The following is a 12291-nucleotide window of genomic DNA, read 5'->3' as shown; positions in this document are numbered from 1 at the left end:
TCTCGACCTGCGACACGGAAGTCGGGGCGACGTTGGCGGCGATCGATTCGGCCGAGGCCGTCGGGCTGGTGCGCGCGGTGCCCGATTCCGACGGCGAGTTCGCGTTCGTGCACGCGCTGACCCGGGAGTCGGTGCTCGGCGGGATGGCGGCATCTCGGCTGCGGATCATGCACGCGCGCGCCGCCGAGGCCCTCGAGGCACGTGCCGACCCCTCGCTCGTCCCCCGTCTGGCCAACCACTTCCTGATGGCCCACGTGCTCGGCTACCACGAGCAGGCGTTGCGGTATGCGGGCCGGGCGGCGCGGATGGCCGAACACAGCCTGGCCTATGAGGATGCGGCCAAGTGGTTCGAGCGGGCCGCCTCGCTTCCCGAGCTCACCCTCGCGGAGCGGGCCAGGCTGCACCTCGACGCGGCCGCCAACCACGTGCGCGCCGGGTTCTTCGTGCGGGCGCGGACCATCTACGAACGCATCGGCGCGATGGATGATCCGCTGATGCGGCTGGAGGCCGCCGTCGGCTACGAGGAAGCGAATTGGCGTCCCGGGCAGTCGACTTCGAAGGCGGCCGACCTGCTGGCGGCGGCGCTCGAATCGTGCGGGTTGCATGCCGATGATTCGCGCTATGTGCAGGCGCTGGGCAGCTTCGGGCGCGCGCTGGCCTTCGCCGGCGAGGCGGAGCGGGCCCGCGAGGTCGGCGCCGACGCGATCGAGCGCGCGCGGGTTGTCGGCGACGAGGCGGTGCTGCTGCATACGTTGAAGACGAGCCTCTGGCAAGGCCTGACCCCGGAGATGAGCGAGATCCAGGCGGAGCGCGCCGCCGAGGTATCGGGCATGGCGCTGTCGCGCCGCGACTACGAGTCGTTGGGTGCGGCGTCGCACTTCCACGCCATGGTCAGCTACCTGGCCGGCCGGCCCGACGGCCTGGCCGCAGCGACCGCCGACATGCGGCGCGCGGCCCAAAGCTGCGGTCAACCCGCCTTCGGCTTTGTCGGCGCGTGCATCGAACAAGCGTTGGCCTACCTGCGCGGTGACTTCACCGGCGCCGAACGATGGGCCGACATCGCCTTGCGCACAGGCGATTTGTTCGGCTCCGACGACACCGAGGGCTCGAACGGCGTCCAGATGTTCATGATCCGCCGCGAGACCGGCGACTTGAAAAGGTTCGGTGGCTTCATCGACGGCAGTGAAACGTTCACCGGCCGCTGGGTGCCCGGGCTACTTGCCCTCTACACCGAGTTGCAGTGCGAACGCGGCATGAACCGTGCGCTCAATCAGTTGCTCAACCGCAACCTCGGCGACCGCCTCGAGGATGCGCAGTGGCCGATGGAGCTGGTGTTCATGGTCGAGGCGGCGTTAGGGCTTTCCCACCGCGAAGCGGTCCACGCGCTGCGCCCATTCGTCTCGCGTTATGCCGGAAAGAATTTGGTGGCCGGCCAGTTCGTCGCGCTGTTCGGGAGTGCTGACCGATATCTGGCCCGGATGGCGGCGCTCTGCGGGGACGGTGCCGCCGCCGAGCGGCACTTCGCCGCCGCGCTCGAGATGGACCGCCGGATGGGCTCGGTGGTGCATGTCAGCGAGACGCTGGCCCGGCAAGCGGTGTTCGCCGCGTCGTGTGGTCGCACTGAGGATGCCCGGCGCCTGGCCGACGAGGCGCGCGGAATCGCCGCTGCGATCGGGCAGACCCGCGTCGTCGACCTGGCGGATTCGGTATTGGCCGCGGGTCCGGTGGGGCCGGACGGCCTCACCGAACGGGAGGTGGAGGTGCTGCGGCTGCTCGCCGAGGGGTTGAGCAATCGCGCGATCGGCGAACGCCTCTTCATCAGCACCAACACCGCCGCGAACCACGTGCGCAACATCCTGATCAAAACCGGGGCCGCCAACCGCACGCAGGCGGCGATGTACGCGGCCGACCACGAGCTGCTCGGCTAGCGCCCTCAGATGTCGGACAACGCCCCGTCCGGCATCAGGCGCTCTTTCACTTCGACGACGGAGTCGGCGGGCAGGCCCGCCCGCGCGGCCGCGGACCTGATGGCCTCCGGCGAGGGCGCCTCGTACAGGCAATACGTCTTGCGCTTGTCCGCCGACAGGAACGAGTACATCCAGCGAACGCCCACCAGGTCGTTGATCCGGTTGATACCGTCGGCGACCTCGAGGCCGGGCTCGAGTTCCTCGGCAAAGTTGCGCTCGACCATGAAGATGGGCACGGCGCCTCCTGTTCACTGTCTTGGGTCGAGCCTAGGCCGTCGGCGAAGATCAAGACATGGGAATTTCCGGCGGCGGCTGTTCTCCCGCCGCCTCGGTCTGAGCCGCGAGCAACATCTGCAGGGTTTCACGGAGTTCGGTCAATCGCTGCCGCCCCAGGGCCTGCTCCCACTGCCGCTCCAATTCGACTGCGCTAGAGCGCATTACGTGCAATGCTTGTCGGCCGCGCGGCGTCAGCTCGATGATTCGGGTTCGCGCGTCCAGCGGGTTGGAAACGCGGGTGACGTAGCCATGTCGCTCCAATCCGGTGATCGCCTGGGCGACCGCCTGCCGGCTCACTTGGAGTCGATCGGCCAGATCCGACGCGTGCAGCCCGCCGGCCGCCAACGGTACGAGCGCGACCGCTTGCGCCGGGCGGATCCCGTCGAGTCCCGCCGCGGCAAACGCCGCCCGCAACCGTGGCGCCCCGGACGCGGCCACCAGGTTCACCAGCGCGGGAACGGTGGGTTGCCAGTCCGGATGCAGAGGGCGCCGCATGGGAAGAGTGTGCCACCCGCAGCGCGATTGACAAGTAACTTGTCAAAATCCTCGCCGGCTGCCACGATGGCCTCATGCGATCGCGCCGCGCCCGGGCCATCAGCGTTTGCCTCGTCGCCGTCCTGGCCGCCGTGCTCGGCGGGTGCTTGGGCGGCGGCCACGCGCTGGGAACGCCCGGCTCGCAACCGATTCCGGTCGGGCAGTCCACCCAGAGCGTCGCGTCGGGCGGTGTCAGCCGCACCTTTCACCTGTACCGGCCCCAGGGAATTGCGGATGCGGCCCCTCTGGTGGTGATGCTGCATGGCGGCTTCGGAACCGGTCAGCAGGCCGAGCGCGCGTACCACTGGGACGCCGAGGCCGACGCCGGGCACTTCCTGGTCGCCTACCCCGACGGCATCAACCGCGCCTGGAACGCCGGCACGTGCTGCGGCGAACCCCAGCGGGTCGGCGCGGACGACGTCGGCTTCATCACGACCATGGTCGGCGCCATCGAGCAAGGGATCCCCATCGACCGGGCGCGCGTCTATGTCACCGGCATGTCGAACGGGGCCATGATGGCGCTCCGGCTCGGCTGCCAGTCGGACATGTTCGCCGCGATCGCCCCGGTGGCGGGCACGCTACTGACCGACTGCTCACAGGCGCGGCGAACGTCGGTGCTGCAAATCCACGGCACGGCCGACGACAGGGTGCCCTACGACGGCGGACCCGGAAAGGCGTTCGCGCTCAACGGAACTGCCCGCGTCGACGGACCGTCGGCGCAGTCGGTGAATGCGACCTGGCGCGCGATTGACGCGTGCGGAGCGCCGAACTCGAGCACCACCGGTGACGTGACGACACAAATCGCGGGCTGCGCGGACGGACGCACCGTCGAGTTGATCTCAGTGGCCGGCGCCGGCCACCAATGGCCGGGCGGTGAACCCAGCCCCCTCGCCGAGAAGGTCGCGGGCATCCCACCACCCTCGGCGGCGCTGGACGCCACCAGCACCATCTGGCAGTTCTTCGCCCAGAACCACCGCTAGGTGCGCGTCCCGCTTCAGGAGTGATCTTCCGCGGTAAGACGGCGTTCGAGCGCGCCGGTGATGTCCGTCGTCGTGACCACGAGCGCCGTCATGAACTCGATGAGCTTAGGTCGACTGACCGCGATGTGGTGTCGGTACCACTGGCTGATCAGCTCCAGAAGACCGCCCACCACCGTCAACGCGGTCAGCATGACGTTGTCGTCGGTGCCGGCGGCCTCGCCGAGCAGTGCCCGCACCTGCCCGACCATGACCTGGGTGAGAACGTCGATCACCTCGTCCCGACGGCCGGCGAGCGCTTCGGACGTCTGCAGCTCGATCAGCAGCCGCGGGCGCCGGGGATCTTCATCGATGAAGCCGAATGCGAACTCGATGACGGCGCGGGCGCGGGCCTCGAGTTCGTGCGGCGACTCCGCGACGGTCGCCATGATCCCGGTCAATGCCCGGCTGAATTGGTCTTCGAAAGTCGCGATCAGTAACTCGTGGCAGTCGCGGAAGCTCTCGTAGAAGTAGCGGTCGTTCAGCCCCGCGCTTGCGCTGACGGCGCGCACCCGGAGATTGTTGACCCCGTGCTCGGCGATCATGTCGAAAGCAGCCTCGATGAGCTGCCCCCGACGCTGTTCACGCCGCTGATCAGCGGTTAGGCCGCGATGCACTGCCATTCGAGAACCAGCTCCTTTTCGGTTGGCTCGCGGACTTGCGCCCGCCGCCCACTTTGGTGAAGGATCTCACCAACATGGTTTGGTGAACTGCTTCACCAAATCAATCATAGGGGGAGCGGTGCGACAGGGGATCTTTTCGCGAACGGGTTTTGTTGGCGCGCGCCGACGGGCCGAGGCCCATCTCGAGCGCACCGGTGAATACAGTGCGCGTCTTGCCGCATTGGGCGGACTTGCCGTCCGGCGCAAGGCGTGGGTGATCGGCACATGGATCGGCGTGGCGGCGATTCTCGCAATCGCCTTCCCACAGCTGGAGACGGTCGTGCGCCAGCAGTCGGTCCAGCTCTTGCCCGGTGACGTGCCGTCGTTTCGAGCGCTCGATCGCATGGCGGCGGCGTTCGACGAGCGGGGCGCGAAGACCTCGATCGTCGTTGCGATGGAAGACCCCGCCGGGCTGACCCCACCGGCGCGGCAACGCTACGACGCCCTCGTGGCCGGGCTGCGCGCCGACAGAACTCACGTTCTGCTGGTGCAGGATCTACTCGCCGAGCCCGCCACCAGAAGCCGCGCGGTAAGCGAAGACGGCAAGGCGTGGTTCCTGCCGATCGGGATCGCCGGCACCCTCGGTGACCCCAAGGCGGCCGAGTCGGTCGACGCCGTGCGCGCGCACGTCTCCTCGGTCGTGAGCGGGTCGTCGACCACCGCCTACGTCACCGGCCCGGCCGCGACGTTCCGTGATCAGATCGGCTCCGGCGAACACGAGCTGCTCTTCATCTCGATCGCGACCGCCGCCCTCATCGGGCTCATCCTGCTGCTGGTATATCGGTCGGTGGCCACCGCCCTGTTGCCGCTATTGGTCATCGGCGCGAGCGTGGCCGTCGGCCGAGGCGTTCTATCGGCGCTCGGTGAATTCGGCGTTCCCGTATCGCAATTCACCATCGCGTTCATGACCGCGGTTCTGTTGGGCGCCGGCACCGACTACAGCGTGTTTTTGATCAGCCGTTATCACGAACAACGACGGCACGGAAACTCCCCCGAACAAGCCATCGTTCGCGCCTGCGGCAGCATCGGGCGCGTCATCTTGGCGTCGGCGGCCACGGTTGCTTTGGCGCTGGCCTCCATGGTGTTCGCTCGCCTGAGCGTCTTCCAGGGTGTCGGCCCCGCATGCGCCGTTGCCGTGTTGATCGGATTCCTGGCCACCATCACGCTGCTCCCACCGCTATTGGCGCTGGCGGCCAAACGCGGCATCGCCGAGCCCCGTGCCGACTTATCTCGCCAGTACTGGCACCGGATCGCCGTCATGGTGGTACGACGGCCGGCGCCCGTGCTGGCCGCGAGCCTGGTGGTCTTGCTGGCCCTGGCCGGCGTGGTGGCCACCATGACGATCAGCTACGACGACCGCAAGGGACAACCCGCGGGCACCGCCAGCAACCACGGTTATCGGCTGTTGGATCGGCACTTCCCCAAGGACACCGTCATCAACCAATTCCTGCTTGTGCAATCCCGCACCGACATGCGGACCGCCAAAGGCCTCGCCGACCTCGACGCGCTGGCCTCGCGGGTGGCCCAGCTACCCGGGGTCACCCGGGTTTCCGGTGTCACCCGCCCAACCGGTAACCGGCTCGACCAAGCGCAATTGTCTTGGCAGAACGGGCAAATCGGCGACAAGATGGCCGGTGCCGTCGCCGATGGCGAAGCCCACAGGGACGACCTCGCCAAGCTCACCAACGGCGCCGACCAACTCGCGGGCGGCTTGGGCCAACTCGACACCATGCTGCGGCGTGCGCTCACACCGCTGACCGATCTCTTGGACCAGGCCGGAAGCAAAGGTCAGCGCCTGCAGGGCGCGCGGCCCCTGCTGCAACAACTCAACGCCACCGCACCGGCCGTGGATCAAGCCGTGCACACCGGTGCGGGACTGCGGCCCCTGGCCCAACAAGCCGCCGGCGCCATCGCGGCGATCGAACCACTCGTCGAAGGCCTCAATGCCTCACCCTGGTGCGCCACCACGCCGCAGTGCGCGCAACTGCGCGACGAAAGCCGAGTGCTCGTCACGCTGCGCAACGGCGGATTCTTCGACCAGGTGGGCGGACTCAGCGATCAGTTCAGCCAAACCACCACCCTCGCCGGCACGCTCACCGATATCCAAAACGCCGCCGCCACCATGCAGCAGGCATTCGGCGCGACCGGCGACCCGGCAGACCTGATCGGCGACATCCACCGCCTGCAAGGCGGCGTCAGCCGACTCGCCTGGGGCGCCCAGGCACTGGCTGGCGGGGTCCATACTCTCGCCGACAACAACATTCGGCTACTCGAAGGCATGGGCCAGATCGCCGCGCAGCTGCGAAACGCCGCGCACGCCACCTCGGGATCGGACGCCGCCTCCGGGTTCTACCTGCCGCCGACGACATTTGAGAATCGCCAATTCAGCGACCTGGCAAGGCACTTCATCTCCCCCGACGGGCGCACCGCCCGGTTCGCCGTCACCTCCTCATACGACCCCTACTCCGCCGACGCGATGGCCCTGAACCGCAAGATCACCGACACGGGCGACGCCGCCCTGCCCAACACCTCGCTGGCCGGCGCCGCCATCTCCGTGGCCGGCTTCACCGCCGTCAACTCCGACCTCCAACAACTGCTGTCCGCGGACTTCACCCGGCTGGCCACCGCCACCCTGCTGGTCGTCGGCGTCGTCCTGATCCTGCTGCTGCGTTCCGTCGTCGCCCCGCTCTACCTGCTGGGCACCGTCATACTGAACTACTTCGGTGCGCTGGGCTTGGGAGTGCTGTTGTTCCAATACGGTTTCGGCCACGCCATCGCCTGGCCCGTCCCGCTCCTGGCCTTCATCCTGTTGATCGCGGTAGGCGCCGACTACAACATGCTGGTGATCTCGCGCCTGCGCGAGGAGTCCAGCGGCAACATGCGCGTCGGCGTGCTCCGCACCGTCACCAGTACCGGCTCCGTGATCACCTCAGCGGGACTGATCTTCGCCGCCAGCATGTTTGGGCTCATGATCGGATCGCTCGACATGATGGTTCAGGCCGGGTTCGTGATCGGCTGCGGGCTGCTGCTGGACACGTTCGTCGTTCGCACGCTCACCGTTCCCGCCATCGCGACGCTCTTGCGGGAGCGAAGCTGGTGGCCCCATCGGTTCAGCGCCTCATGACCCCGTAAGCATGCCGTCGATCAGCCGGTGCAGCACCTGCCGCGTTTCGCGGCGCGTGCGTTTCGGATCCTCGGCGGTCGCGATGAGCATGGCCGCCTCGTCGAGCGCACCGATCAGCACGTGCGCCAACGGCCGCACGGGCTGCTTGGCCAACTGGCCGGCCCGGATCGCCTCGCTGATCAACTGTTCGGTCATGCCCAGGCTGTACCGCTGCGCGACGTCGCGAAAACCCGCCCATCCCAGCACACTCGGGGCGTCCAGCAACATCAGCTGACGCACCTCCGGATCCCCGGAAACCTCCAGCCACGCGTCGACCGCCGCACGGATCGCGTCCGCCGGTGTGGTCGCACCGGACTCGGCCACCAGGGTGCCCATCCGCGCCATCACGTCCTGCTCAACCGCCTCGACGACCTCGCGGAAAAGCGCTGCCTTGTCGGCGAATTGGTGGTACATGGCGCCGCGCGTCACGCCCGCGACGGCCGCGATCTCCGGCGTTCCGACCTCCGCGTAACCTCGTAGCCCCCACAGCTTGCGGGCGGCCGCGATCAGCGCGTCGCGGGTCGCCGCGGAGCGCTCTTCCTGAGTCCGTCTCTTGCTTTCCATACAACCTGTTGGTAACTTACGAACAGACAGCCTGTTTGTAAATGTATTCCGAGGTAGGAGTTCTCTATGTCGACGATCGACATTAGTGCCGGAACCATCCATTACGAAGCAATCGGACCCGAAAGCGGCAGGCCCGTCGTTTTCGTGCACGGATACATGATGGGCGGCCAGCTGTGGCGCCAGGTCAGCGAACGCCTGGCCGACCGGGGGCTGCGTTGCATCGCCCCGACGTGGCCGCTGGGCGCGCATCCGGAGCCGTTGCGCCGCGGCGCCGATCGGACCATCACCGGGGTCGCGGGGATGGTCGCCGACGTGCTGACCGCGCTCGACCTCGAGGACGTGGTGCTGGTGGGCAACGACACCGGAGGGGTCGTCACGCAACTCGTGGCCGTGCACCACCCCGAGCGGCTCGGCGCGCTGGTGCTCACGAGTTGCGATGCGTTCGAACACTTTCCGCCGCCGATCCTCAAGCCGGTGATCCTGGCGGCCAAGTCGAGGACGACGTTCCGGGCCGTTTCCCAGGCCATGCGTGTGCCCGCGGCGCGCAAGCGCGCGTTCGACGGATTGGCGCACCGCAACATCGACGACCTCACCGCGGCGTGGGTGCGGCCGGGGCTGTCCGACCCCCGCATCGCCGAAGACCTGCGCCAGTTCACGCTCTCGATGCGCACGGAGGTGACGGCGGGCGTGGCCGCCCGCCTGCCCGAGTTCGACAAGCCCACCCTCATCGCGTGGTCGGCCGACGACGTGTTCTTCGAGCAGGAGGACGGGGTCCGGCTGGCCGCCACCATCCCGAACGCCCGCCTCGAGGTCATCACCGGTGCCAGGACCTTCTCGATGATCGACCAGCCGGACCGGCTCGCCGACCTGTTGTCGACGATCGCGGTGCGCACGTAACCACCCGCCCCGCCGGCGGTAGCGTCTTGCGCATGTCAGCTACGACGCCACCACTGCGGGGCAGGCGGATCCTGGTCACCGGCGGAGCGACCGGCATCGGCGCGGCCGCCGTGGGAGCCCTCAGCGCGGCCGGGGCCGAGGTCGCCGCCACCTATCACCAGACGCCGCCGCCGGACGGGCTCGCGGCCAGCTGGCTGCAGTGCGACGTGCGCGACGCCGACGCCGTCTCGGCAATGGTGCGGCAAGCCGCCGAGGGCTTGGGCGGACTCGACGTGCTGGTGAACGCCGCGGGGCTGTGGCAGGCCGGCATTCCCGGCTACATCGGCGTCGACGAGATCTCGTTCCTGTTGGACACCAACGTCAAGGCGACCATCCTCACCAATCAGGCCGCCTACGCCGTGATGAAGGACCAGGACCCCAAGGGCGGCAGGATCATCAACTTCGGCTCGTCGGAAGCCGTGATGGGCAGCCCGATCTCGGCGGTCTACGCCGCCACCAAGGGTGCGGTCCAGGCGTGGACGCGGTCGGCCGCCAAGGCCTGGGCGCCCGACAAGATCACCGTCAACGCGCTGGCGCCGGCGGTGCAGACGGCCGGCGCCGACCGGCTGCGCGAGTTCCTCGGTCCCGACGCCAGCGTATTCATCGACCAGCAGATGCAGATGATGATTCCGATGGGTGGAAAGTTGGGCGATCCCGCGCGGGATCTCGGCCCGATGCTGGTCTTTCTGGCCGGTCCCGGTTCGGGATTCATCACCGGTCAGCTGCTGGCGGTCGATGGCGGCCTGATGATGGTGGGCGGATAACGGGACGGCGACCCGCCGCCGCTACCATAAGACGGACCGTCTCGTCTCGCAGGCTAGGCATAGTGAAGGTGATTTGAGACCGATGACTGAGGACACGATTCAGGCGCTACTGCGCAAGCGCTTGTCCGATTCGGGGGTCGCGATCAAACACCGTGCCCTGCAGTGGAGTTGGAGTAAGTACCTGGCGGGTGCGGCGGCACGGGCGGCCGCCCTGATATCGGCCGCCGATCGAGACCGGCCGATGCACGTGGGCGCCCTACTGGGAAACAACCCCGAGATGCTGAGCCAGATGGCCGCGGCCGGCCTCGGCGGCTACGTCCTCTGCGGACTGAACACCACCCGGCGCGGCGAGGCACTCGCGGCCGACGTCCGGCGCGCCCACTGCCAGTTCCTCGTCACCGACGCCGAACACCGGTCGCTGCTGGACGGGCTGGACCTCGAGGGAACGCAGATCCTCGACAGCTCGACGCCGCAGTGGACCGAATTCGTCAAGGATGCCGGGGAACTGGTGCCGCACCGGCAGGTGACCGCGATGGACCCGTTCATGATGATCTTCACGTCGGGAACGAGCGGGAACCCGAAGGCGGTGCAGGTGTCACACCTGATGGCGACGTTCGCCGGCGTCAACCTGGTTGAGCGCTTTGCGCTTTCCGGGCAGGACACCTGCTACGTGTCGATGCCGCTGTTCCACTCCAACGCGGTCGTCGCGGGCTGGGCGCCCGCGGTCGTCTCCGGCGCCGCGATCGTGCCGGCCAAATTCTCGGCCAGCAGCTTCCTCGACGACGTCCGCCACTACGGCGCGACGTACATGAACTACGTCGGCAAGCCGCTCGCCTACATCCTGGCCACGCCCGAACGCGACGACGACGCCGACAATCCGCTGCGGGTCGCGTTCGGCAACGAAGCCAACGACAAGGACATCGAGGAGTTCGCGCGGCGCTTCGACGTGCAGGTCGAAGACGGCTTCGGCTCCACCGAGAACGCGGTCATCGTGATCCGCGAACCCGGCACGCCGAAGGGCTCGATCGGCAAAGGGATCGACGGGGTGGCGATCTACAACAGCGACACCGTCACCGAGTGCGCGGTCGCACGCTTCGACGCCGACGGCGCTCTGGTCAACGCCGACGAGGCCGTGGGCGAGTTGGTCAACACGGCCGGCTCGGGCTTTTTCACCGGCTACTACAACGACCCGGACGCCAACGCCGAGCGCATGCGCCACGGCATGTACTGGTCCGGCGACCTGGCCTACCGCGACTCCGAGGGCTGGATATACCTGGCCGGCCGCACCGCCGACTGGATGCGGGTGGACGGGGAGAACCTTGCCGCGGCGCCGATCGAGCGGATCCTGTTGCGGCACAGTTCAATCAACCGCGTCGCGGTGTACGCCGTCCCGGACGAGCGCGTCGGCGACCAGGTGATGGCCGCGCTCGTACTCAACGAAGGGCACACCCTCGACCCCGATTCCTTCGAAGCGTTCCTCGGCGCTCAGCCGGACCTGTCCCCCAAGGCCCGCCCGCGCTACGTTCGCATCGCCACCGACCTGCCCAGCACCGCCACCCACAAGGTGCTCAAGCGACAATTGATCGCCGAGGGAACGGATGTCGCCGCGGGGGAAGTGCTGTGGGAGCGCGAACCGCGCGGGACCGCCTATGCCGTCGCGACGCCTAGCTCTGACTCCCGGACACCCGCCGTCGGATCTGGCCCTTCGTCCGTCGCACCCGGCTGACCGGATCCCGCGTTGTGCCGGCGGCGATCTCGTCGCGCAACTGCGCGATATTGGAGATCTCCGCATACAAACCGCGGATCGCGTAGTCCAGCACCGCCAACGAGAAGCGCTGGTTCGGGTCGTCGCTGATGCCGAGCTCGCGCGACCGCTGCCGCGACCACAACGCCTCGTCCAGCCGCGCCCGGGTCGCCTCGAGATGACGGTCCAACGTGTCGACGATGCGTTCGGGGTCCTCGCCGCGAGCCAGCCAAGTTCTGAGGATGACGGGGTGCTTGATGACGACCTGGTCGTCGCCCGGGAAGTGCTGCACCCACCGGCGAAGCGCGTCGAGCCCGGCATCGGTGGTCTCGTAGAGCGTGATCGCCCGCTTGCCGGATTGGGCGCCAATTTCGCTCACCATGCCGCGGGCCAACAAGCGGTTCAGCTCGCGCCGTACGTGACTGACCGACGGCGACCAGTAGAAGTGGCCCACCGACAGCTCGGCGCGCATCTTGATCTCGCCGGCGGTGAGCTGCTCGTCGTTGGCGGCCAGCACACCCAGCACGAGGTAGGCGGTCACCGGGAGGCCGTTGCTGGTGCGCCGGGGGCTCATGACCGGCCTACTTCTGGCCGGTGAAGTACGGCAGCGTGACATCGGGGCCGACGGCGTGGAACTGCACTTGCACGCGCATGCCGATCCGCAG

At 68.1% G+C, this 12291-nt stretch carries 11 protein-coding genes; 6 read left to right on the top strand and 5 right to left on the bottom strand.

Features of this window, described 5'->3' with window-relative positions:
• Positions 1–1928, top strand: a 1928-nt coding sequence (locus tag A5697_RS28645; protein ID WP_369806108.1) for a LuxR C-terminal-related transcriptional regulator, incomplete at its 5' end; no start/stop codon positions are given.
• Positions 1929–1933: 5 nt separating this feature from the next.
• Here A5697_RS28645 and A5697_RS12515 read toward each other — a convergent pair.
• Together A5697_RS12515 and A5697_RS12510 are read right to left on the bottom strand one after the other, a co-directional pair.
• On the bottom strand, positions 1934–2203 hold the full coding sequence (locus A5697_RS12515) for a DUF4242 domain-containing protein (RefSeq protein ID WP_067945742.1): 270 nt from the start codon (positions 2201–2203) through the stop codon (positions 1934–1936).
• Positions 2204–2252: 49 nt separating this feature from the next.
• Positions 2253–2738: a MarR family winged helix-turn-helix transcriptional regulator gene (locus tag A5697_RS12510; RefSeq protein WP_068010690.1), complete on the bottom strand. Its 486-nt coding sequence runs from the start codon at positions 2736–2738 to the stop codon at positions 2253–2255.
• A 74-nt stretch (positions 2739–2812) separates the two neighbouring features.
• On the opposite strand from A5697_RS12510, the gene A5697_RS12505 reads away from it, so the two are divergent.
• The gene (locus tag A5697_RS12505) at positions 2813–3757 is read left to right on the top strand and encodes a PHB depolymerase family esterase (protein WP_068010688.1); all 945 of its coding nucleotides are present in this window, start codon (positions 2813–2815) and stop codon (positions 3755–3757) included.
• Positions 3758–3771: 14 nt separating this feature from the next.
• Here the strand turns inward: A5697_RS12505 and A5697_RS12500 are convergent, their stop codons facing one another.
• Positions 3772–4416 (bottom strand): TetR/AcrR family transcriptional regulator, encoded by a 645-nt coding sequence (locus A5697_RS12500; protein ID WP_068010685.1) that lies wholly within the window; start codon positions 4414–4416, stop codon positions 3772–3774.
• 130 nt (positions 4417–4546) lie between these two features.
• Here A5697_RS12500 and A5697_RS12495 point away from each other — a divergent pair, with 130 nt between their 5' ends.
• The gene (locus tag A5697_RS12495) at positions 4547–7579 is read left to right on the top strand and encodes an RND family transporter (protein ID WP_082953365.1); all 3033 of its coding nucleotides are present in this window, start codon (positions 4547–4549) and stop codon (positions 7577–7579) included.
• Here the strand turns inward: A5697_RS12495 and A5697_RS12490 are convergent.
• Positions 7574–8182, bottom strand: coding sequence for a TetR/AcrR family transcriptional regulator (locus A5697_RS12490; RefSeq protein ID WP_068010681.1), 609 nt, complete (start codon positions 8180–8182; stop codon positions 7574–7576). The two genes, A5697_RS12495 and A5697_RS12490, sit on opposite strands and share 6 nt — an antisense overlap.
• Before the next feature lie 66 nt (positions 8183–8248).
• On the opposite strand from A5697_RS12490, the gene A5697_RS12485 reads away from it, so the two are divergent.
• From A5697_RS12485 to fadD1, 3 genes are all read left to right on the top strand, one after another.
• Positions 8249–9079, top strand: a complete 831-nt coding sequence (locus A5697_RS12485) for an alpha/beta fold hydrolase (RefSeq protein ID WP_068010679.1) — start codon at positions 8249–8251, stop codon at positions 9077–9079.
• Between the two features lie 32 nt (positions 9080–9111).
• Complete coding sequence (locus tag A5697_RS12480) at positions 9112–9882, top strand: SDR family NAD(P)-dependent oxidoreductase (RefSeq protein WP_068010675.1); 771 nt, start codon at positions 9112–9114, stop codon at positions 9880–9882.
• An 82-nt stretch (positions 9883–9964) separates the two neighbouring features.
• Positions 9965–11608 carry a fatty-acid--CoA ligase FadD1 gene (gene fadD1, locus A5697_RS12475; protein ID WP_068010674.1) on the top strand — a complete coding sequence of 548 codons (1644 nt, stop codon included), beginning with the start codon at positions 9965–9967 and terminating at the stop codon, positions 11606–11608.
• Here the strand turns inward: fadD1 and A5697_RS12470 are convergent.
• Positions 11547–12200, bottom strand: a complete 654-nt coding sequence (locus A5697_RS12470; protein ID WP_068010672.1) for a PadR family transcriptional regulator — start codon at positions 12198–12200, stop codon at positions 11547–11549. The genes fadD1 and A5697_RS12470 overlap by 62 nt on opposite strands.
• Between the last annotated feature and the right edge of the window lie 91 nt (positions 12201–12291).

Source organism: Mycobacterium sp. E3251, assembly GCF_001666835.1.
In the GTDB taxonomy this organism is placed as follows: domain Bacteria; phylum Actinomycetota; class Actinomycetes; order Mycobacteriales; family Mycobacteriaceae; genus Mycobacterium.
This window is presented reverse-complemented; position numbering and strand designations above follow the sequence as displayed.